The sequence below is a fragment of the Pontibacter sp. T17 genome, assembly GCF_057219875.1.
The window spans coordinates 174955-198277 of sequence record NZ_JBXVVW010000002.1 but is presented as its reverse complement, the minus strand read 5'-3'; the positions used below and the strand labels follow the sequence as shown (position 1 = coordinate 198277).

The following is a 23323-nucleotide window of genomic DNA, read 5'->3' as shown; positions in this document are numbered from 1 at the left end:
AGCTGTTCATAGCCTGTCGATTGCCGTTCAAAGGATCCTGAAAGCTGTTCATTGCAAAGGCTATGTGTGGAAATGCCTGTTTATCTGGTGAATAGCCTGTGGAAAGTGCCTGCCAATAGGTGCTCTGCCGCCTGTACGTTATCTTGCATGCTTATCGCTTTTTCGCCTTCGCCTAGATGTCCGACGAGGAATTTGAACCCTACGTAGAAGAAGATTCCCTCAGTTGGGACGACGACAGTGCCCCCGCGGCCCCCGCCGCTCCGGCTGCCGAGGAAGACTTTTCCTTCCTCGATACCAAGGATATTCGCATCTACGAGCATCACCGCATCGTCGTAGATCCGGGCCAGGAATCCCTGCGGGTAGACCTCTTCCTTGCCAACCGCGTCAAGAACATCTCGCGCTCCCGCATCAAGGCGGCGTCGGTGGCTGGCTTCATACGCGTCAACGAAAAGCAGGTAAAGGTCAGCTACAAGGTGCGCCCCGGCGATGTCGTCAGCGTCATCATGCCGTATCCGCCCGCGCCCGATCTCCGGCCCGAGCCTATTCCCCTCGACATCGTCTACGAAGACGATTCGCTCATCGTCATAAACAAGCCGGCGGGCCTCGTCTGTCACCCCGGCATCGGCAACTACTCCGGCACCCTCGTTAACGGCTTGCTCCACTACTTCAACAACATGGAGCTGCCCGATGCCGACAAGGCGCGCATTCGCCCCGGCCTCGTTCACCGCATCGACAAAGACACCTCCGGCCTCCTCGTCATTGCCAAAACCGAGCACGCCTACAACTTCCTCGCCAAGCAGTTCTTCGACCGCACTACCGACCGGCTCTACTACGCCCTCGTCTGGGGCGACATCAAGTCCGAAGGGGGCACCATCGTCGGCAACATCGCCCGTTCTGACAGCGACCCCAAGAAGTTTACCGTCACCGACGACCCCAACAAGGGCAAGCACGCCGTCACGCACTACCGCGTGCTGCAACGCTATGGCGTGGCCACCCTTGTACAGTGCAAGCTCGAGACCGGCCGCACCCACCAGATCCGCGTGCACCTCAAGCACATCGGCCACACGCTGTTCTCCGATAAGTTCTACGGCGGCAACCGCCTCCTGCGCGGCAAGCCCTCCCGTGCCTATCAGCGCTTCATACAGGAGTGCTTCGACCTGCTCCCGCGCCAGGCCCTGCACGCCAAAACCCTCGGCTTCGAACACCCAGTAACGCACCAGCGTATGCACTTTGCCTGCCCCCTGCCCGACGATATGAAGCAGGTCATTATTCGCATGGCGGCCTTCATGAAGGTAGACCCCATCCGCGAAGCCCTCGAAGACACCCTCGATCCTCAATCGCTTACCTCCTGATGCGCCCGCTGCTGTTCCTGGTTCTTCTCTTCCTCCCGGCAGGGCTCTTGGCCCAGCGCGGGGTAGGTTTCCGTCTCGGTGCCGATTTCCGCTCCTTTGCCGACGTCACCGACAAGCCCGTGCTGGCGCAGTCCACCTGGTCCACATTTTATGTCGGGGGCTACTACAGCAGCATGAGCCAGTGGGGTGGCATGCGCCTCGGCCTCAATTTCATCTACAAAGGCAGTGAGGAAAGCGGCCTTCGCCTGCCGCTCCTCATGCAGGACTTCTCCACCGACCAGCAGACCCAGTGGTTCGCCATCGAGGGCGACCTCCGTGTAGGGCCCCGCTTTCGCTGGTTCCATCCCCAAACGGGCCTACTGCTCGGCTGGGTACCCACCCGCAAAGGCTTCATCAGCGGGGCCGAAGGCACCATGCAGGCGTGGTATGCCGCTGTGCCCATTGGCGCCAGTTTCGATTTCCCCGCCCGTTGGGGCACTGTAGGCTTTGGCGTTTTCTATACCATTGGCCTCAACGAAATGCTCCGCAACACCGCCAGCCAGAGCATCAAGGGCTCCGGCGTCAATGCCCTTCGGGTCGAACTCCACCTTACCCTCCAGCAATAGCCATGCAGATACTGGTGGTGGCCACCCCCGACGCCCTGGCAACTGCCGGGCCGTTGCTGTCGGCGCTGACACGGCGCGGCCACAGACTGTATGGTGTGGCTCTGGCGCCCCATCACCCCCAGATACCCGCGCCAATAGTGGAGTTTCCAGGGCTGGTTACGGTTCCTTTTCCCTTTGACCCCGGTATTGGTGGTGCGCTTTTCACCAAAGTAATAGGAGGCCTGCCGTATCGTTACAGCCTGTGGCTGGAAGAACAGGTGTCGCTGCGCCTGGTCCACGACATCCGCCAACAGAAACCCCATATCTGCCTGATATTGGGTAACCCCGCATTGGTCTACGCCGACGTCATCCGTTACCAGGCCCCGGAGGCCCCCATCTTCCATTGCACTGCTGCCGACGATGGCTGGCTGCCCTCCGCGTTTATCGCCGGGATGGATGCCAGTGCCGGTCAGCGTTTCCTGCGCCAGCAGGGGTTTCTCTTGAAAGGACAGATAGCACTTCCTGAGGATAAACCCCTGCACAAGAACATGCTGGCACTGGCTCCTCTGCTGCCGCTGTTGCCAATTCCCTTCGATCTGCCTCAGGTCGCGGAGGGCTCCGTCATCGTTTGGGCCGATGCCCCGCTCCCCGACGACTGGCGCCTGCCCGCCCAGCAGTACCAGCATCCCGCGCGCCCCGTCAACGAGCAGGACGTAACAGCCCTGCTGATGCAGGCCGAAATCGTGGTTGCCATCGGCGCCAGAGCCCTTGCCGAAGCTGCCCAGCTGGGGCGGCCCTGCGTGTCTAAACCGGAAACCGCTGCCGAACTTGGCCTTGCGCATGAAGCGCACCTGCTGCTGGCCGATACCGCACCTGCGCTCTTTGCGGCTGTCGAGCGCCTCCGGGCCGAACGGGGGCTCCGCAGCCTGCTGGGTGCCAACGCACGCGAACACCTTCTGGCGCAGCGTACCCCCGCAGGGCAGGCCCAGCAGTTCGAGGCTTTTGTCACCGCCGGGTAATTTTTTGCCCCAAACCGGTGTTTAACTGATACCGACAACTCACACCTCTATCTCACACATGGATCCCATCAGACTCGACTCCATCGAGGCCGCCCTCGAAGACATCAAGGCCGGCAAGATGATAGTAGTGGTGGACGACGAAGACCGCGAGAACGAAGGCGACCTGGTCATTGCGGCCGAGTTCGTTACCCCCGAGGTCATCAACTTCATGTCGCGCGAGGCCCGGGGCCTGATCTGTGTACCCATGACCGCCCAGCGTGCGGCCGAGCTCAAACTCGACCTCATGGTGTCGCGCAACAACGCGGTGCACGAAACAGCCTTTACCGTCTCTGTCGACTACAAGAAAGATGGCACTACCACGGGCATCTCGGCCTACGACCGTTCCCGCACCGTACAGGCGCTGCTTGACCCAGCCCTTGATCCCGAAGACCTCGGCCGTCCCGGTCACATCTTTCCGCTTATCGCCAAGGACGACGGTGTCCTTCGTCGCGCCGGTCACACCGAAGCAGCTGTAGACTTCTCCCGTCTGGCAGGTCTGAAACCTATGGGTGTCATTGTCGAAATCATTGGCGACGATGGCGAAATGGCCCGGCTGCCCCAGCTCCGCCAGTTTGCCGACAAGCACGGCCTAAAGCTCGTCTCCATCGCCGACCTCATCCGCTACCGCCTCAACCACGAGCAGCTCGTTACCCGAGAGGTCATCGTGCAGATGCCCACCAAGTACGGTCACTTCGAGCTTATCGCCTACCAGCACCGCCACACCGGCGAAACCCACCTGGCCATCGTCAAAGGCGAATGGAAGCCCGACGAGCCCGTGCTCGTCCGTGTGCACAGCTCCTGCTTCACTGGCGACATTCTCGGCTCGCTCCGCTGTGACTGTGGCGACCAGCTCGGCGCCGCCCTTCAGCAGATTGAACGCGAAGGCAAGGGTGTCGTGCTCTACATGAACCAGGAAGGTCGTGGCATTGGTCTGCTGGGCAAACTCAAAGCCTACCGTCTGCAGGAAATGGGCCGCGATACTGTGGAGGCAAACGTCGAGCTCGGTTTCCGGCCCGACCAGCGCGAGTACGGCATCGGCGCACAGATTCTTCGCGACCTCGGCATCTCCAAAATGCGCCTCATGACCAACAACCCCACCAAGCGCGCAGGGCTGCTCGGCTATGGCCTCGAAATCGTGGAGTCTGTGCCCATCGAGTGCACGCCCAATCCGCACAACGAGTCCTACCTCCGCACCAAAAAGGACAAGATGGGCCACACCATCCTCAAGGAAAGCTGATTTTGCCGCCCGGTATCCACCGGGTTTGTAATGTTCAGAAACAAGGGGTGGGCAATTGCCTGCCCCTTTTGCCTTTCCTCCCCGCTTTTCAGGTTATTTTTGATAGGTGGTGAGGTCCGTCACATTTATTTATGCTCTGGGGCGTCTGGCGCTGTGCTGGCTGGTGTTGTTACCTGCCATTGCCTTTGGGCAGGGACTGTACCCAACCACGCGCGTTTTTACTCAGCCCGACGACAAAGGCGACCCCCGCAATAACCTCGCACTCACCACTACGCCCGAAGGCCTCTTGCTCCTGGGCAACCGCGACGGCGTTTACCTGCTCGAGGGCAACCAGTGGCAGAAGCTTGCCGCCGTCCCCGAGGTCAGCGCCCTGGCCGCCGACTCCGCTGGCCGCATCTACGTCGGCTCCCGGGGGCGCGTCGGTGTGCTGCTCATGGCCCCCAATGGTCAGTACCGCCTGCAACCCATCATTCCTAAGCTCGCCAAAGCCAACGATGCCTTTGGCACTGTCGACCGCATTCTTCTGCACAGTGGTCTGGTTTATTTCTACAGCCGCGAGTACATTCTCGTCTACTCCCTGCCATCCAATCGCATTACGGCGCTGGCATATCCCGGCCGCAAACTTGCTGGACTGGTCAGCACAGCCGCCAAGGTCTTCGTCAATGTCGAGGGCATTGGCCTCCACGAGGTTATGGAAGGCAAACTCAGCCCTGCCCGTAATGCCCGCGCCACCGTCGGCCTCGACATCCGTTTCTGCCTGCCCTTCAATCGCTGGAATGTCCTCATTGGCGCTGTAGACGCTGAGGGTAAGCACCGCCTCTTCACTACCAACACCGAGCAGATAGCCCCTTTTGCCCCCGACATAAATCCCTATCTCGATGGTCGCGAGATTTACGATGCAGCCTGGGCAGGCGACAACCGGCTGGCCATCGCTACCGTTCGCCGCGGCGTGCTCATGTTGGACACCCGCACCCAGAAGCTCTCCGCCATCCTCGATTCTTCTACGGCTCTCAGCGGTGAGGCTGTTTATGCTGTGGCGGCGAGTCCGGCTGGGGGTGACCTTTGGCTTTCTACCGATCATGGTGTAGTGCTGGTTGGCAACAGCCTTCCCGTGCAGGACTATGGCTTTCTGCCAGGCATTTCGGGTAGTGTTCTCGCTCTGCGGCAATATGCCGGCCGGCTGTACGTAGGCACGTCTCAGGGGCTCTTCTATACCTCGGTTTCAGGCCTGTCATCGGGCATGGGATTGGGCGAGGGTGGGGTGCCGTTGCAGCCTGCGGCGCCCGCACCCGGCGCACTGGAGCAGGAAATCGCCCGCCGCCTTCTGGCCCAGCCGACCGTACGCACCATTGCCGGGCGAAAAAAGCCCCGGCGGGGCAAACCTGCCGACAGCAAAGCTGCTGCTGAATCCACGCCGCTCGCCGATCCCCTCCAGCGCCTCCTCAGTTCGGGTGCATCGGTTGTCTCGTTCCGCCGTGTCGAGGGCATTCAGGCACCTGTCCGCCAGTTGCTTGAACACAATGGCGATTTGTTCGCGGCTTCCTACTCCGGCGTCTATCTCATCCGGCAGAACAAAGCCACCCTGCTGGGGGCCAGTGGCCGCGATGTCCGCCGCATTGCAATCTCGGCCCTGTTCCCCGGCCGCCTGTATGTGCTCACTGGCCGCGAGGTACGTGTGCTGCGCCCTGCCGCCGACGGTGTGGCAGCAGAAGAAATCGTCCTCAAGGGCCTTACAGAAGAATACAATTCGGTGGAAGAACTCACCGACGGCCGACTGCTGCTGGGGCACGACCGGGGCGCACAGGTAGCGCTCTTTCCATCGCGGGCATTTACCTCGGCCCCGCTGGTTGAGCGGCTGGAGGGCGGCCCCACCAACACCGATGCCCAGCTTACCTGCTTCCGGGCGTTTGGACAGCAGCTGTTCCGCTCGGCGCAGGGCGTGTTTGTCCTTAACGGTCAGGGGCAGTTGCGGGTAGATACCCTGCTTTCGCGCCTCATAGGTCAAGGCGACCTTGTCCTTGCTCCCCAGTCTGCTGCCGCTCTCTGGGTTGCCAATCGCGACACCCTTGTGGTCATTCGCAAGACTGCGCAGGGCTACACTGCCGATACCTCCGGCATTTTGGGGCTTTTCCAGCGCCGCGCCGACGCACTGCTGCCCATCTCCGACAATCAGGCATGGGTAGCTACCGAGGGCCGCCTGCTCCGGATTCAACTTGGCCGCGAACCCATCGGCAATCTCCATGTGGCCTTCCGGCAGATTCGCCTCCGCGACAAAGAAGGCCTGAGCATCGACCCCTTCCCTGGCACCGAGGAAGGCCCGCTCCTCGACTACGAGCGCAACGCCGCCGACGTCTCCTATCTCGCCGCTGCCTACTACCGCCCCGAGGCCATCCGCTATTCTCACCGCCTCCTTCGCGACGGCCAACCCCGCACCAACTGGTCCGACTGGTCTACTGCTGGCAGTGCCAGTTTCTCCGGTCTTGGCATCGGCACGTTCGAGCTCCAGGTGCGCGCCGTCGACTACCTCGGCCGCATTTCCCCCATCACTTCCTACCGCTTCACAGTTCGCGCCCCTTGGTATTACACCTGGCCAGCCTTCCTGCTTTATGCGTTGCTGCTGGGCGGCGGGGTGTATGGCTTCCTGCGATATCGCACTTACAAAATTGTGCAGGATAGCGTTGAAAAAGACCGTATTATAAAGAACGCAACACGCGATTTGCAGTTAAACGCCGAAGCGTTGGAAAGCAAAAACCGCGAACTGGAGCAGAGCCAGCACCAGCTCGAAGCCCGCAACCGCGAGCTTGCCACCACCCTCGACGACAACCAGCGCCAGCGCCGCATCCTCGAGTCCAAAAACCTCGAATTGGCTGAATCTCTCGCCACTATCCACCGCCAGCAGGAGCAGCTGGTGCAGAGCGAGAAGATGGCCGCGCTGGGGCTGCTTGTCGCTAATGTCGCTCACGAAATCAACAGTCCACTGGGGGCCATCAAAGGCACGGCACAGACCCTGTCGCAAAGCCTGCCCGAAACTCTGCGTTCGCTACCGGGCCTGCTTCGGCAGCTGGAAGAGCCCGTGGTACAGGCCTTCAGCGAGCTGCTGGCGGTTGCCGCCCTCGCTACCGAAACCCTCGGCACCCGCGAGGAACGCCAGCTCCGCGACCAGCTTTCCGCAGTCCTTGCACAGTTTCAGGTCGAAGATCCAGACCGCCGCGCAGTCACCCTTCTCAAACTGGGCGTACAGGCACAGCCCGAGCGTTTCCTGCCGCTGCTCAATCATGCCCGCGCCGACGAAATTCTGGCGGCAGCTCTCCGTCTCGGCAACCTGGAAAGAAACGTCGGAAAGATTCTCCAGAGTGTCGAGAAAACACAGCGCATCGTTACCTCGCTCAAGACCTACGTACGCTCAGGGCAGGGCCAGGAAATCGTCCTCGAGCCCTTTGACCTCGCCGACAACATAGACCTCGTACTCACCCTCTACAGCCACACCCTCAAAGATGGCATAGAGCTCATCCGCGACTTCCAGCCCCTGCCACCCTTGCAGGGCTTCCCCCAGCGCCTCATGCAGGTCTGGACCAACCTGCTCGTCAACGCTGTGCACGCCATTGGCCAGAAGAGAAAGGATGATCCCGGCTTCCAGCCAGTGCTCCGCATTGCCCTCCGCCTCGTCGACCAGCAGGTCGAGGTTCTGTTCTCCGACAACGGCCCTGGCATCCCCGCCGACTACCTCTCCCGCGTCTTCGATCAGTTCTTCACCACCAAAGCCGCTGGCGAAGGTACCGGCCTCGGGCTCTACATCTCCCGCCAGATTGTCGAAGAGCATGGCGGCAGCCTGGCAGTTTCCAGCCAGCCAGGCGAAACCGTCTTTACCATTCTGTTGCCAGTTGCAGGCCCTGCTGCCCCGCCTGTTGCGCCAGTTACGCTCCTGAGCCCCTTTCCGCAGTTCCCCAACTCCTGACCTTCCTTCTCCCTAGCATATGCAATCCGCCGTTACCGCTGTTTCTAATGCAAAGCCCGTAATCATCTGCGTGGATGATGTTCGCGAGGTAGTAGACGCGCTCGAAGAGCAGCTGTCGGCGCGGTTGGGCAGTGGCTTTCTCATAGAAAAAGCCCTCACCGCCAACGAGGCTCTCGAAATCATCAAGGACACCGTCAATTCCGGTAAGGAAGTGGCCGTCATCATCGCCGACTACTTCATGCCCGGCATGAAGGGCGATGAGTTTCTCATTGCCAGTCATCGTGAGGTCCCCGAGGCGCTCAAGATCATGCTCACAGGCCAGGCCGAGACCCACGCCGTCACCAACGTCATCAACAAAGGTGCCCTATACCGCTTCATCGAGAAGCCTTGGGATATCACCGACATGCAGATGTCAGTGGAAGAGGCCGCCAAGAGCTATGTGCAGGGCCGTCGCATAGACGAACAAAACCGTGTCCTTCGTCTCATGCACGACGCCGCTCAGATTATCGCCCGCCAGCGCGAGCTCAATGACCTGAACCGCGCCATGCTGGGCGTCATGCGCGAGTATTCCGCCGCCGATCGTCTGGTGCTCGTCAGCCAGCATGGCGATGTACTGCGGGTAGAAGCTTCACTTAAGGCGGGTGGCTTCATCGAAACCACCGCTCTCACGCTGGAGGAAGCGGCCGCTTCTATGCCGGTTTCCCTCATTCGAGAAGCCGCCAACGCCGGCCAGCTCTGGACCAATGCCGATATCTCGCCCGCACTCACCCCAGATCCCTACTTTACCCCGCGCCCGCCGGCCTCTTTCCTCATCCTTCCCCTCATCAACAGTGGCAAGCAGGTGGGCGTTCTCTACCTCGAACATGCCACCCTCCGGGGGCTCTTTACCGAAGAGCGCATCGATATCCTCCAGACCCTCGCCTCGCAGGCAGCCATCGCCTATGATCACGCCTATCTCCTCGATCACCTCGAGGAAACTGTCTACGAGCGCACCAAAGAGCTCATCGCGGCCAACTCCCACAAGGACGAAATGGTCCGCATCGTCTCCCACGACATCCGGTCGCCCCTGACAGGCATCGCCTCGCTGGCAGGCCTCCTCAAAGACCAGGACATTGCCGAGAACACGCCCGACGTCATGCGCTACGGCGAAATGATCCAGAAATCTACCAGCAACGTCCTCAAGCTCGTCAACGACATTCTCGACCTCGCACGCCTCGAGTCCGGAAAAATCATCCTCAGCCGACAGGAAGTAGACCTCGGTCATTTCCTGCGCGGCCTCATCTCTGCCCAGGAGCCGGTTGCCTTCACCAAGCAGATTCAACTCCTCGTCAATGCGCCCTCTGGCATTATGGCAATGGTGGACGAAGGCAAACTGTCGCAAGCCGTGAACAACCTCCTCTCCAACGCCATCAAGTTCACGCCCACCGCCGGATCCGTTACGCTTACACTTTCGTCTGATGCCCAACAGGCACGCATTACCGTCTCCGATACAGGTATCGGCATTCAGCCCGACCAACTGCCGCGCCTCTTCGAAAAGTTCGCAGCGCGTCAGCGTGCAGGCACCGCCGGCGAACGTGGCACCGGTCTTGGCCTCTCCATCGTCAAGGAACTAGTACAGATGCACAATGGTACTGTGGGTGTCACCAGTGAGGTTGGCAAAGGCACCACCTTCACAATTCTTTTACCTCTCCACGCCTGAGTTTTCCCTACCTTTCCCCCATGATGTCCCCCAGACTGGCTATACTCCCAGCGCTGTTGCTACTTGTTGTCCACGTGGCGGCCCAGCCCGTCAATCCTATCCGTTCGCGTTTCCAGGCCCAGGTCGACCGCAGTATTGACCGCTCGTTCTCTTACCGCAAAACGGTTGCAGGCGCCGATGACGCTTCGGCCCCTGCTTCCAGTGCCACTATACGTTATCTGGTCAAGAATAAGCCCGGCAGCAAGGACAACGGTACTGCCGATCGCTCGGCTCCACCCATTCAGTTTGCCGACGAACTGGCGTACGCCACCGAACTTCTTTATTCTGACCCCGCCCTGCTTTCATACTTCGATACCACCCGCAGTGGCGATACCCTTGTTGCAGTTCTCAAGCCCAATTTGGAAGCCAAGTGCGACCTTCGCCGTCAGAAAATCGTCCGAGATGCCTCCACTGGCGTCATCCGCTACATCGCTTCCACTATCGAGCGGCAGTCCTGGCTCTACGACACCCACGTATACATTGAAGTGCATTTCCGCACCGATGGCCTTTACCACCTGCATCGCCTTACCTTCGGCACAGACATTCTGTTTCTGCCTGACGAAGGCCGAACACGTGTTATAGGCCAAGCCGACTACGCAGTCAGGTAGCACGGTTTCCCATCCCTCTACAGCTGTATAACACATGGAAAGGGCCACTCAATCGAGTGGCCCTTTCCATGTTTGGTGTAAACTTGGTTGCATTAGGCTTGCGCAGCCTCTTCAGGCTTACGACCCTTAACCTCCAGGTATATCGCCCCGCCCAGCGCAAGCACCAGCAGGATTGAAAATACCATTGAAATCTTCTCGCCAATCAGAATACTTTCTGGCGCATAGCGGAATTCGATCGTGTGTTCCCCAGCAGGCACTACAACACCGCGCAGCACGAAGTTGGTCTGCACAATCGGTGTGTCCTTGCCATCTATCGTGGCCGTCCAGCCATTCGGGTAGTACACCTCGCTGAAGGTCACAAATCGCGCCTTGTCCGACTTGTACGAGTACTTCAGGTACGTGTTGTCACTTTGCAGCAACTGCACCCGCTCGCGCTCGCGGTTCAGCGAATCCGTGCTGTACGCTGTCAGCAGGCCCTTCTGGCTCTCTTCCACAATGGCCGTCTCGAATGAGAACACCGTGCCCAGCGAATCCAGTGCGGCGTCAGGCGTCGGCACAATCATCACCTTGTCTACAATCCAGGCGTTGCCGTAGTCGGTCTTGTTCAGGTAGATATACTCTCCGTCGTTCGTCTTGGCTACCTCGGCAAACTGGCTCAGGTTCAGTTGCTGGCTCGAAATCACATACCGGGTGTTCAGCATGTTCAGCACGTTCGGGTCGCCAATACCACGCGTAAAGTGCTTTTCAATCAGTTGCTGGTAGCGGCGCAGCTTGGCCGCGTTGTAACCACCGATCGATTTGTGGAAATACGGCGTGAAACCATCGTTGAATGGGTTACGGGTAGGTGCAAACACACGGTAGTGGGTCGTGTCCTGGCGGATCAGCAGGTCGGCCTGACGGGGTTGGAAGTTCTGGGCATACTCCGTTTTGCGCTGGTAGGTCTTGGAGTTCAGCATGCGGCTGTCTACCCCCCACAGATCCACCAGTACCAAGGCCAGCAGCAGCACACTCACTGCCGCGGCAGATTTCACAAACTGCTTGGTGTATAGCAGACAAACCCCGGCAGCAGCCAGTACAAACAGTAGTGTACGCAGGGCATCGGCTTGCAGCATCTCCGCCCGGTCGGCCTGAATGGCGTCCATCAGCCACTTCGGCAGCCCAGATGACAGCACCTGCTCGTCCTGCGCCGACACAAAATCGAACAGGCTTGGGCCCATCACCCAGAACAGCAGCGCAACGCCACCCACCAGGCCGCCCGCCCATAGTACCGCTTTCGATTTTGCCTCTTTGTCAGTCTCCTCGTTCAACAGTGCCTGGGCACCCAGCATCGCCAGCCACGGTGTTGCCATTGACACAATCACCAGCATGGAGCTCGGCACCCGGAATTTGTTGTACAGCGGCAGGTAGTCGTAAAGCAGGTCAGAGAACCGGTAACCAGCCGGGTTCTTCGATACTGCCAGTACTACCACCAGCGCGCCTGCCATTAACAGTACGCCATACAGCGTGCGGTCCAGTTTCACTTTGTCTGCCGTGAACAGGTATACGGCAGGCATGGCCAGTATCAGCAGGGCTTCCCATACGCTGAAGCTGTGCTTGCCCATGGCCAGCAACAGGCCCAGCAGAATGGCATATGCCAGCGCAAACTTCAGGCGGCTGCGCACCAGTATCATACCCACCAGCGCCAGAAACGCCAGTACAGCACCTATGTAGATGGGCCCCGACAGAAACGGTTGGTCACCCCAGTACGACAGGCTTTTCAGCTGCGGAATGAACTGTTCGGGCGGGCCAGGCAGTTCGTTGCGGTGTTGCACCAGTGCTTCCAGTGTTTTGCCGTCTTCGGGCAGGTAGCCATTGCCACCGCCCTGTACGTTCGGTATCAGCAGCGACATCGTTTCCAGACGCCCCTGACTCCAGTTGTAGGCATAGGCATCGCGGTCGAGGCCGCCGTCTCCGGCGCCACCCTGACCCAGGTTCACCTTCAGTTCGTTCTTGCCACGGATGGTAAACTGCGAATATTTGTACAGCGGGTATATGGGCACGGCATTCAGCATCAGGGCCATGCCCGAAGCCACTGTCAGCACCACTACCTGTATGCCAGCCTGCTTCAGACGACCTTCTTTCTGGGCTGTGATCAGTTCATACACCACATAGCAGCCAGCTACCATCGCCAGATAATAGGTCATCTGCACGTGGTTGTAATACAGCTGGAGACCAAGCGTCAGAAAGGTCAGTGCAAAGCCCAGCGCCAGTTTGCCACGGAACAGCAGCGAAATCGAGAGCAGCACGCCCGGCGCTATCATCAGCGCCTGAAACTTGTTGGTGTGCCCGGCTTCAATCCACATGATGTGGTACGAGAAGAAGGCATAGGCAATGCCCCCGGCAATGGAAAGCAGATGGTTTACTTTCCACACCCGAAGCAGACCGTAGAAAAAGGCCATGCCAAGGAAGAAGTGAACCATCGGGAACGGAAGGCCCAGTCCGTCCATCAGCACTTGGTGCATCTGCTTAAGCAGGTTGCCCGAATAGTCGTTGCCGATGGTTTCGCCAGGCATGCCTCCGAACATATTTTCAGCCCAATAGGGCTCCTGGCCGGTCTTCTCGCGGAATTCTACGATATCGCGTTGCATGCCAGTGGCGTTCACCACATCGCCCATCGGCAGCACTTTACCCCGCAGCAGCGGATTGAAAAGCAGAATCGCCAGCAACAGCAAACCCAGCACCGACAGCCAGGTGGCCCCCACGTCGGGGCGAGAAAAGTAGCGTTTGATCATCGGCAGTAAAAACAAAAGGGGCCGTTGGGCCCGCCCAAAGATAGTAGCAAATGGGTTAGGCAGTGGGGCTGTACACCAGCGAAATCTCTGTTTCGGCCACTGTCAGTTCTGCCGCACAGCCTACGGCCAGCGGCCAGTTGTGGCGTTCGTGCCCGGTCGGGAAGCCAAAGGCTACCGGGTAGTCATACTCAGCCACCAGTTCGCGAACGATGTCCGTGTAGTCGGCGCCAAACGGAATCGCGTTGTCTTTCAGGTCGCTGAAACTGCCCACTATCAGTCCGGCAAGCCGCGCCAGGCGTCCGCTGCGCTTCAGTTGCCGCAGCATCCGGTCTATGTGGTAGCGATATTCGTCCAGGTCTTCCAGAAACAGCACCGCACCCTCGTAGTCGTAGTCGGTGGGGGTGCCCACCAGATGGCACAGAAGGCTAAGGTTGCCACCAATCAGGCGTCCCTTGGCGGTACCCCAGCGGTTGGGGTGTGCAGGGTGGGGGCGGTAGCTGGGTGGCAGGGGCCATTCGCCTTTCAGGAAGCGAGGCAGGGCCTCCAGCGTTCCTGCATCTACCTGCATGCCATAGCTGATGGCCATGGGTCCGTGCAAGGTGCAGATGCCCTGCTGCATTGCCGCCGCCGATAGCACCGTCAGGTCCGAGAAGCCACACATCCATTTCGGATGGCGCTTGGCAACCTGCCAGTCTATACCGTCCACCATCCGGCTGGTGCCGTACCCGCCCCGCGCAAACAGAATGGCCTTGCTGGCCGGGTTGGCCAAGGCTTCGTTCAGCATGCGCAGCCGATGAGCATCGTTCCCCGCCAGTTGGTGTTCGCGGGCAAACAGACCCTCAGGCAGCAGCAGTTTCAGCCCGTGCCGCAGAAAGGCTTCTACTGCTGGTTGCAGCTCCTCGCGGCTTACGGCACGTGCGGTAGCTACTACGCTGATGGCGTCGCCGGGCTCCAGAAATGGGGGGACAGTCATGCGCGACACAAGCGGGTCGGGTGGTTACTTCGAGGCGCCCAGCAGGTAGGCCAGGCGCAGCAGCACACGGGCGCCCACGATGGCGTCCCATTCGCTGGTGCCTACTTCCACCAGGTCAAAGCCAATGAGCTGGCGGCCGCTCTGCGTCACTTTCGCCAGCAGATGAAACACCTCTTCATACTGAAAGCCATCGGGTACAGGCGTGCCAGTGCCGGGGCAAAGGGCCGGGTCGAGCCCGTCGATGTCAAAGCTGATGTACACTTTCTGGGGCAGCGAGGCAATCAGTTCGTTGCACACCTGGTCCCAGCTAGCCCCCTGAAACTGCTTCCGCCGGATGCTCCGCATCGTGTGCAGGTCCACGCGCCCATTCGAGTCGGCCGCCACCTGCATTTCGTTGTGACCGCAGTCGCGTATCCCCACCTGCACCAGCTTCTTCAACTGTGGCACTTCTTTCAGCGCATTGTACATGATGGACGCGTGGCTGTACTGGAAGTCCTCGTAGGCCTCGCGCAGGTCGGCGTGGGCATCCACGTGCAGGATGCCGAAGTCGCCATGGTGTTCGCCCATCGCTTGGAAAATGCCCAGCGGCACGCTGTGCTCGCCACCAATCAGGCCCACGCGCTTGCCCTGCTTCAGCAGTTGGGCGGTTTCCGCCTTCACCCATGCATTCAGCTCGCGACTGGCCGCATTCACTTTCTCGACGTGTGCCAGGGTGTCGGCGGGGTCGTTGCCGGCCACCAGACTCTCAATGTGCGTGCGGGCATGTTCGCGCATGGCGTCCGACCGCTCCAGCCATTCCTCCGAAATCGGCAGCATATAAATGCCCCGCTTCCATGCGTCGGCATCGTCCTGGTCATACAGGTCCACCTGCAACGACGCTTCCAGCATGGCTTCCGGCCCGCGCTCTGTTCCTTCTCGATACGACACCGTCGCGGCCCACGGTACAGGCAAAATGGCTATCTGGGCTGTCTCCAGTGTATGTGGCAGGCCATACAGATTGCCGTTGTCCAGTCCTACGTCGCTCGGGTCGAAATTTTCAGGAATCATGCTGTTTTTTCAATTGGCTTCGCAAAACAAACCATTTCTTTGCATCTCCCTTCCATTACTCGTATGAATACTCCCCACACCCGCCGCTGGACTGGCACGGGCGTTGCCGTGGTTACGCCCTTCGATGCTGCCCACCAACCTGACATCCAGTCGCTTCGAAAGATTGTGGACCACCTTGTGCAGGGTGGGGTGGAATACATGGTGCTCATGGGCTCCACAGGCGAGGCTGCCGTCCTCACCGACGACGAGATTGCCCGCTGCGTAGACGCCGCCCTCGAGCAGAACGCAGGCCGCCTGCCTGTACTGCTCGGCTGCGCTGGCAACGACACCGCCGCCGTAGCCCGCAAAATGGATGAGTACAACAAGCGATTTGGCGTGCAGGGTTATCTTACCGCCAGCCCCCATTATAACAAGCCGTCGCAGGAAGGCATCTACCGCCACTACAAGGCCCTGAGCCAGACCACCGACCGCGACATCGTGCTCTACAATGTGCCCGGCCGCACCGCCAGCAATGTCCTGCCCGACACCATCTGCCGCATTGCCCACGACTGCCGCAACATTGTGGCCGTCAAGGAAGCCAGCGGCTCCGTCGAGCAGGGCATGAAGATTCTCCGCGACAAGCCCGCACACTTCCAGGTCCTCTCCGGCGACGACCCCCTGGCGCTCGCAGGTATCGCCTGCGGCTACGAAGGCATCATCTCGGTGCTGGGAAATGTACTGCCACGCACCTTCAGCGATATGATCCGCCAGTGCCTGAAAGGCGAGTTTGCCGTCGCTGCGCCCACCAACCTTCACCTCATCCGCCTCATCGAACTGCTCTTCGCCGAGGGCAACCCCGTCGGTATCAAAGCCGCCATGTCGCTGCGCGGACTTTGCCATCCGCAGGTGCGCCTGCCCCTCGTCGAGGCCTCTGACAAGCTCACCGAGCAGCTTCGCGCCGAACTGGCCCACTTTCAAGGCTGATGCCACGCGGGTCTAACGTCATGAAAAGCAAAACCCCAGTCGTCCGACTGGGGTTTTATCTTGTAAGAGAGCAAGCGTAGAAACAGGCCCTTACTTGGCGCGTTCCATGTATTCGCCAGTCTTCAGGTCTACACGGATACGATCGCCGATGTCGATGAACAAGGGCACGCGTACCGTAGCACCCGTCTCGATGGTGGCGGCCTTCAGCGTTTTGGTAGCGGTATCGCCCCGAAGGCCGGGCTCGGTGTAGGTAATCTCGTATTCGCCGATAGGGGGCAGTTCGGCCAGCAGCGGAATGTCGCCGTCGAACGATACCATCACGTCCATGCCTTCTTTCAGAAACTCGGCGCGCTCGCCAAATAGCACCTTCGGCAGCGGCATCTGGTCAAAGGTCTCGGTGTCCATCACCATGAAGTTGTCGCCGTCCATGTACAGGTACTGGAGCTTGCGCACTTCCACACGCACGATTTCCACGTTCTCACCCGAGCGGAAACGGTATTCCACCAGACGACCCGTGCGCACGTTCCGCATCTTGGCTTGGTAGAAAGCCCGCAGGTTGCCAGGGGTGCGGTGCTCAAATTCCAACAGTTGCACCAGCTCACCTTCGTGGCGCAGGAACATGCCGCGGGAAACATCAGAAGTAGTTGCCATTGCTTGGGGTAGGGTTGCGGTTATTTCGGGTGCAAAAATAAAGAATCCGGTCAGTTCTGCGTCAGGGCCTTCAGCTTTGCTGCCAGTTCTGGCAGGGCAATGGCCTCCTGAGTGCCGGTTTGCAGGTTTTTCAGGTTTACGGTGCCAGCAGTCTGCTCGGTGCCACCGGCTATCAGGGCAAAGGGAATACCACGCTTGTCGGCGTATTCCAGTTGCTTGCCCATTTTGGTGGCATCGGGGTACAGTTCCACGGCCAGACCTTCGCTGCGCAGGTGCTGCACCACTTTCAGCGCATAGCCCAGTTCGGCGGCACCGAAGTTCACCATCAGGGCTACGGTGGTGTCGGCTGGCACTTTGCCTTCAAAGAGGTTCAGTTCCTCCATCACATCGTAAATGCGGTCAGCACCAAAGCTGATGCCGGCGCCCGGCAGGTCGCGCCCGCCAAACATGGCTGTCAGGTTGTCGTAACGACCACCGCCGCCAATGCTGCCCATCTGCACCTCGCCGCTCTTCACCTCAAAGATGCAGCCGGTGTAGTAGTTCAGCCCGCGGGCCAGCGTCAGGTCCAGTTTCAGTTCAGCACGTTGCAGCTCAAAGTGTTGCAGGTGGCCCAGCAAAGTCTCGAAGTCGGCAATACCTGCCATGCCGGTTGCGCTGTCTTTCAGCCACACCTTCAGTTGGGCAATCTGCTCGGCGGCCGTGCCCGTCAGGCTGTAGATGGGCGTCAGCTTCTGGATGCTGTCCTCGCCAATGCCGCGCTCGCGCAGTTCTGCTTCCACACCATCGCGGCCTATCTTGTCCAGCTTGTCAATGGCCGTGCACAGGTCCACTTCTTTGCCCTGTGCACCAATCACTTCGGCTATGCCCGCCAGCACCTGCCGGTGATTCACGTGTATGGCAAACTGCTTCAGGCCCAGACGGCTCAGTGCTTCGTCGTAGATGGCCACAAACTCGGCCTCGTGCAGCAGCGACTTGCTGCCCACCACGTCTACGTCGCACTGCGTGAACTCGCGGTAGCGGCCCCGCTGCGGGCGGTCGGCGCGCCACACCGGCTGTATCTGGTACCGCTTGAATGGGAAGGCCAGTTCGTTCTGGTGCATCACCACAAACCGCGCAAACGGTACCGTCAGGTCATAGCGCAGCGCTTTTTCGGTGATGTGCGGCATAAGCGCCTGGTAGTCGGTACGGGTCTCGGCAGGGGCTTCCTTCAGATAGTCGCCGCTGTTCAGTATCCGAAACATCAGCCGGTCGCCTTCCTCGCCATACTTGCCGCTCAGCACACTCAGGTTCTCCATGGCTGGCGTCTCAATCGGCGCATAGCCATACTTCTCGAATACCTGTGTCAGCGTGCGGAAGACATATTGACGACGGCGCAGCACAGTTGGCGTAAAGTCGCGGGTACCACGGGCGTTACTGGGCTTCACGGGTTTCATCGCGCGAAGAGAAGAGGGGTTTGTAGCAGAAAAGGGTAGGTGAGTGGCAAACAAAAAAGGCGGGTGATTAGTCCGCCTTTTTCTGCTTTGTAGCGTAGGTATTACTCCTCGTCTTTTGCGGGAGCGTCGTCCTTCTTGGCACCTTCAGCTTCCTTGTCCAGCTTGCGCTCGGCCAAGCCAGCCTTGATGGCGTCAACGATAGTGCCGGTGATCAGTTGGATCGACTTGGCAGCGTCGTCATTGGCAGGAATCGGGAAGTCAATCATGTTGGGGTTGCTGTTCGTATCAACCATACCGATGGTCGGGATGTTGAGACGACGGGCTTCCGCAACAGCGATGTGCTCCTTCTTGATGTCAACGATGAACAGGGCCGAAGGAAGACGGGTCATGTCAACCACGCCACCCAATACCTTGTCCAGTTTCTCCAGTTCGCGGCCAATCATCAGACGCTCTTTCTTGCCGATGAGCTTCTGCGTGCCGTCCTGCTCCATTCGCTGCAGCATCTGCATGCGCTTGACGCTCTTACGCACAGTGGCGAAGTTCGTCAGCATGCCGCCGAGCCAACGGTCGGTTACGTAAGGCATGTTCACCGACGAAGCCTGCTCCTTGATAATCTCCTGGGCTTGCTTCTTCGTGCCTACGAACAGAATCTTCCGGCCCGACTTTGCCAGCTGCTGTACAGCACGGCAAGCTTCGTCCAGCATCTTCTGCGTCTTCAGCAGGTCGATGATATGAATGTTGTTCCGCTCCATGAACACGTATGGAGCCATGGCAGGGTGCCATTTGCGCGAAAGGTGGCCGAAGTGTACTCCGGCTTCCAGTAGTTGTTCGTGCGTAACCATGGGGCAGATTAGCGTTTCGAGAATTGAGTGCTGCGACGGGCTTTGCGCTTACCGTACTTCTTGCGTTCTACCTGACGGCCGTCTACCGTCAGAAGGCCTTCCTTCTTCAGCGCTGCGCGGAACTCAGGGTTGTAGGTTTCGAGGGCGCGCGAAATGCCCAGGCGAATCGCTTCGGCTTGGCCGTTTACACCACCACCGGTGACGTTCACTTTCACATCGAAACCAGCAGGGTCCAGCGACAGTACCTCGAACGGCTTGCGCACTTTCATACGCAGTACGTCGTGGTTCAGAAACTCCTGCGAGTCACGATCGTTGATGATCATTTTGCCGGCACCACCCGGTGTCAGATACACACGGGCGATGGAAGTCTTGCGCCGGCCAACAGTATTGATATGCGACATAAGGCGTTATCGGACGGTCAGGATTCAGAAAGGAAGTTTGTATGCTTTGGGCTCCTGAGCCTGGTGCGGATGCTCGCTGCCAGCATATACATGCAGGTTGCGGAACAGTTCAGCACCCAATTTGTTCTTGGGAAGCATACCCTTCACAGCGATCTCGATCAGTCGTGCGGGGTTCTTCGCCAGAATCTGACGGGGAGTCTCCATGCGCTGGCCACCCGGGTAACCCGTGTGACGCAGGATCTCACGCTGGTCCAGCTTGCGGCCGGTCAGGCGTACCTTCTCGGCGTTGATGACGATTACATGATCACCACAGTTCACATGAGGAGTGAAGCTGGGCTTATGTTTGCCGCGCAGCAGGAAGGCTACCTGGCTGGCCATGCGGCCCAGCACCAGGCTGTTGGCGTCAACCACAAGCCACTTGCGGTCGGCCGTAGAAGCCTTTACGTGCTCGGTTTTAAAACTCTTTGCGTCCATGACGAGTAACTACGCTATGTAGGGTATTTGCAGAAAGGGCCGCAATTTCGGCACATTTCGCGAATTGTCAAACATTCTCCTCAAAAAAACCTGCCCTTTCTCCACTACCGTCTGTTTTTCCTGCCAACAGCCTCCGTGCAATTGTAGATAAACCAGCCTCAGGCCAGTTGCCTGCCACCTCTCATCCTTAAAATTACCCAAAAAGGAATCTCCGCAATCCCTTGGCGGTTACATTCGCAGATATGTCTGCAACAGCATCGCTCTCCTTGCTCCGCCGACCACTGGTTGCCCTGCTTGCCTTCTGCCTGCTTTTTGTCCCTGCATGCCTGATGGCCTCGCACAACCTCGCCGGGCAGATTACCTATCGATACCTCGGCCTCAACCGTTACGAGATAACCCTTACTACGTATACTACTCCTTGCGATAACGGGGTCGATGAGCCTACCATTTCCTTTGAGCTCTGGGCTCGCTTCAGTGGCAATTTCATCCGGGTCCCAGACGACCAGGTTGCTGGTCTCGCTAACGTGCGACGTACCAACGGCGGTTTTACACCCCTTTGCGAAGCCACTGTTGCCCCAGGAATCCCCGTAGGTGAGTATGTACGGATCATCGATAACAACGGAGCATTGTTTGGAGGTGGGGCTCGCCGCCTTAAGAAGAATGTCTATGTTACCACCATCGAACTGCGTGGCCCCGGTGTCTATGAAATTCGATACTACAGCCCGTATCGAACTGCTGGCATCCTCAACATGACCAATTCTGGCTCGGTCACCTGGTACGTAGCGACTACTCTTTTCAATGTGCCGGCGCAGGGCCCCAACAGCTCACCTCAGTTGCTGAACCGCCCTTATGACGACGCCTGCACCAACCGCCTGTGGTCGCACAACCCCGGTGCCGTGGACCCCGATGGAGATTCGCTCGTCTTCTCCCGGTCGCCCTCCATTCAGTACGATCCCTCGATTCCTGCCCAGATTTTCGAGCCGGTTCCAGCGCCCGGCTACCTCTTTCCAGATGAGGTGTCGCCTGCTGCCGATGGCTATGACGTTGATCCCCGAACAGGCATCGTTACTTGGAACACCCCACAGATTCCCGGTATCTACACTGTAGGCATTCTCGTGGAGGAATATCGTTTTGGCGTAAAGATTGGCCAGGTACTGCGCGATATGGCCATTATCGTGCGGAACTGCAACAACGATCCCCCCATCATTGAGGCCCTCGACGACACCTGCGTCGCACCTGGCCAAACCCTGAGTTTCGATGTTCAGGTACGCGACCCAAATCCGGGCGACTCTGTACTCCTGTACCTTAATAATGACTTCACCACCGGCACGTTTGACCCCTCCAGACTGAACGCGCCTTGGCAGAGGGGGGCCACGCTCACGCCACCCAATAACCTGGCACTTGCCCCTCAGCGTGTCGAGCGGCAACCCCTGGTGCCGCCACCACCCGGGTTCTTCCCCATCGTCTCAAGGTTCGACTGGCTCATCGAGTGCGATGACATCACCGCACAGCCCTACCGTGTGGATTTCTACGCCACTGATGGCCGTGATTTCAACATCACCAACCGGCCCATCCTTGCCGACAACCACGTCACCACCATAAGGGTGTCGGCGCCCCCTCCACAGAACTTTACTGCCGTCATTCTGCCCAACCGTTCTGTTGTGCTCAATTGGGCGGCCCCAGCTTGTCCCAATGTCGAACGATACGACATCTACCGCGCCACCGACTCGCTGGCTGCTGCCCCTGACGCCTGCTGCGATGGTACAGCGGGCCCTGGCTATGTTAAAATTGCCGAGGTTGGCCCCACTACCTTTACCTACACCGATGGCGCTACCACCCCGCTACCATTCCGGGGCAGATACTGTTACCGGGTAGTGGCCGTCTACCGGCCTTTGCTGGGCACGCTGGTCAGTTCTTGTCCCTCCAATCAGGATTGTGTGATACAGGAACGCTCGTTCCCTGTCATCCGCAACGTCGACATTGAGACTACCAATCCCACCACGGGTCAGCTCCTTGTGCGTTGGATCCAACCTGACCCCTCCAGGTTCAGTCCGGCGCCCATTCTGCCTTTCCGCTACAAACTCTTCCAGTCCACCGGCCTTGGAACCAGTACGTTCCGTGAAGTAACAGCCTTCACCCCCCTCAACGATACCACTTATCGTATTGCCGGAATCAACACAGCCACGACAGGATATACCTATAAAGTAGGCCTGTACGACGCCAATGGCGACAGTCTTTCACAGTCTGACCCTGCTACCAGCACCTTCCTCACCGCCACCGCTGCCGAGCGTGCGGTAGACCTCACCTGGAACTGGCTAACTCCCTGGGTCAACCAGAATTTCGATATCTACCGCTCGATCAATGGCGGGCCGTTCACTTTATTGCAAACAGTGGCCGCCATCCCCGGAGCTAGTACACAGTCGTTCCGCGACACAGGCCTGCAACCCCGTGTGCCGGTTTGCTACTATGTGGATGGCCTGGGACGCTTTACCTCGCCAGACCTCGCGGCGATTGCCCTGCGCAACCGCTCTGAGATTGCCTGCGCCACCCCTTTTGACACCACCGCGCCCTGCGGCGACAATGACTTCTCTATCAGAACAGATTGCAACACGGGAACGGTTACATACTTTGGCAACCTGATTCCCTTCGGCTGCAACGCAGATCTTGATACGGTACTGTTCGTCTACAGGCGTTACCCCAACGAACCTTTCCAACCCATCGACACCCTGGCCAATGCCACGGCGGGCACGCTGATCACCTTCACGCGCCAGGATGCCGTCAACAAAAACATTGCAGGTTGCTACGGGCTGATACTGATAGATGAAGCAGGCAACCGCTCTGGCGTCATCGGCGAGAAGTGTGTGGACGCCGAGTGTTTCGAGTTCCAGCTGCCCAATGTCATCACGCCCAACGGCGACGGCATCAATGACATCTTCCGCCCCCTCAACTACGACCAGTTCTCGGTGCAGCAGGTGGCCGCCGTCCGTTGCTATGTCTATGACCGTTGGGGCCGTCAGCTCTCCTTCTCCACAGACCGCAACAACCTCTGGGATGGCAAGGTTGCAGGCCAACCCGCGCAGGCCGGTGCCTATTACTACACCATCGAGATCTTCCTCGAAGGCCTCACACGGGGCGAAAAAATCATCCGGACAGGCGTCGTGAATGTCATGTATTAACTGTTAAGTAACGTGTGGGTATCTGATAACAGCTTATCGGATACCCGCTTAGACGAATAT

General features: G+C 59.0%; 17 protein-coding genes. 9 read left to right on the top strand and 8 right to left on the bottom strand.

Annotation, left to right across the window (positions count from 1 at the left end; all coding sequences use genetic code 11):
- The first annotated feature begins 176 nt into the window (after positions 1 to 176).
- The 7 genes from AC2D8O_RS08795 (at position 177) to AC2D8O_RS08765 (ending at position 10532) form a co-directional block, all read left to right on the top strand.
- Complete coding sequence (locus tag AC2D8O_RS08795) at positions 177 to 1352, top strand: RluA family pseudouridine synthase (RefSeq protein WP_484678450.1); 1176 nt, start codon at positions 177 to 179, stop codon at positions 1350 to 1352.
- Positions 1352 to 1957: a hypothetical protein gene (locus tag AC2D8O_RS08790; RefSeq protein WP_484678449.1), complete on the top strand. Its 606-nt coding sequence runs from the start codon at positions 1352 to 1354 to the stop codon at positions 1955 to 1957. Before AC2D8O_RS08795 ends, AC2D8O_RS08790 begins: the two co-directional genes overlap by 1 nt.
- Before the next feature lie 2 nt (positions 1958 to 1959).
- Entirely contained in the window at positions 1960 to 2955 is a 996-nt protein-coding gene (locus tag AC2D8O_RS08785; protein ID WP_484678448.1) for a glycosyltransferase, read from the top strand.
- A 58-nt stretch (positions 2956 to 3013) separates the two neighbouring features.
- Entirely contained in the window at positions 3014 to 4231 is a 1218-nt protein-coding gene (locus AC2D8O_RS08780) for a bifunctional 3,4-dihydroxy-2-butanone-4-phosphate synthase/GTP cyclohydrolase II (RefSeq protein WP_484678447.1), read from the top strand.
- Positions 4232 to 4337: 106 nt separating this feature from the next.
- On the top strand, positions 4338 to 8186 hold the full coding sequence (locus tag AC2D8O_RS08775) for a sensor histidine kinase (RefSeq protein ID WP_484678446.1): 3849 nt from the start codon (positions 4338 to 4340) through the stop codon (positions 8184 to 8186).
- 19 nt (positions 8187 to 8205) lie between these two features.
- Positions 8206 to 9885, top strand: a complete 1680-nt coding sequence (locus AC2D8O_RS08770) for an ATP-binding protein (protein WP_484678445.1) — start codon at positions 8206 to 8208, stop codon at positions 9883 to 9885.
- Positions 9886 to 9905: 20 nt separating this feature from the next.
- Positions 9906 to 10532: a hypothetical protein gene (locus tag AC2D8O_RS08765; protein WP_484678444.1), complete on the top strand. Its 627-nt coding sequence runs from the start codon at positions 9906 to 9908 to the stop codon at positions 10530 to 10532.
- Between the two features lie 92 nt (positions 10533 to 10624).
- On the opposite strand, the gene AC2D8O_RS08760 is transcribed toward AC2D8O_RS08765, so the two are convergent.
- From AC2D8O_RS08760 to AC2D8O_RS08750, 3 genes are read right to left on the bottom strand one after another with little or no spacing between them, the layout of a single operon-like run.
- Entirely contained in the window at positions 10625 to 13303 is a 2679-nt protein-coding gene (locus AC2D8O_RS08760; protein ID WP_484678443.1) for a YfhO family protein, read from the bottom strand.
- Positions 13304 to 13358: 55 nt separating this feature from the next.
- Entirely contained in the window at positions 13359 to 14276 is a 918-nt protein-coding gene (locus AC2D8O_RS08755; protein WP_484678442.1) for a S66 peptidase family protein, read from the bottom strand.
- Positions 14277 to 14300: 24 nt separating this feature from the next.
- On the bottom strand, positions 14301 to 15323 hold the full coding sequence (locus AC2D8O_RS08750) for an agmatinase family protein (protein ID WP_484678441.1): 1023 nt from the start codon (positions 15321 to 15323) through the stop codon (positions 14301 to 14303).
- Positions 15324 to 15386: 63 nt separating this feature from the next.
- On the opposite strand from AC2D8O_RS08750, the gene dapA reads away from it, so the two are divergent.
- Positions 15387 to 16286 carry a 4-hydroxy-tetrahydrodipicolinate synthase gene (dapA, locus tag AC2D8O_RS08745; RefSeq protein WP_484678440.1) on the top strand — a complete coding sequence of 300 codons (900 nt, stop codon included), beginning with the start codon at positions 15387 to 15389 and terminating at the stop codon, positions 16284 to 16286.
- A gap of 90 nt (positions 16287 to 16376) precedes the next feature.
- On the opposite strand, the gene efp is transcribed toward dapA, so the two are convergent.
- From efp to rplM, 5 genes are all read right to left on the bottom strand, one after another.
- Positions 16377 to 16937 carry an elongation factor P gene (gene efp / locus AC2D8O_RS08740; RefSeq protein WP_484678439.1) on the bottom strand — a complete coding sequence of 187 codons (561 nt, stop codon included), beginning with the start codon at positions 16935 to 16937 and terminating at the stop codon, positions 16377 to 16379.
- 50 nt (positions 16938 to 16987) lie between these two features.
- Entirely contained in the window at positions 16988 to 18370 is a 1383-nt protein-coding gene (gene hisS / locus AC2D8O_RS08735; protein WP_484678438.1) for a histidine--tRNA ligase, read from the bottom strand.
- 101 nt (positions 18371 to 18471) lie between these two features.
- Positions 18472 to 19212, bottom strand: coding sequence for a 30S ribosomal protein S2 (rpsB, locus tag AC2D8O_RS08730; protein WP_484678437.1), 741 nt, complete (start codon positions 19210 to 19212; stop codon positions 18472 to 18474).
- Between the two features lie 8 nt (positions 19213 to 19220).
- A complete protein-coding gene (rpsI, locus tag AC2D8O_RS08725) occupies positions 19221 to 19613 on the bottom strand; it encodes a 30S ribosomal protein S9 (RefSeq protein WP_484678436.1) in 393 nt (130 codons plus the stop codon).
- Positions 19614 to 19637: 24 nt separating this feature from the next.
- Complete coding sequence (gene rplM, locus AC2D8O_RS08720; RefSeq protein WP_484678435.1) at positions 19638 to 20087, bottom strand: 50S ribosomal protein L13; 450 nt, start codon at positions 20085 to 20087, stop codon at positions 19638 to 19640.
- Positions 20088 to 20329: 242 nt separating this feature from the next.
- On the opposite strand from rplM, the gene AC2D8O_RS08715 reads away from it, so the two are divergent.
- The gene (locus AC2D8O_RS08715) at positions 20330 to 23263 is read left to right on the top strand and encodes a T9SS type B sorting domain-containing protein (RefSeq protein ID WP_484678434.1); all 2934 of its coding nucleotides are present in this window, start codon (positions 20330 to 20332) and stop codon (positions 23261 to 23263) included.
- Positions 23264 to 23323 lie beyond the last annotated feature (60 nt).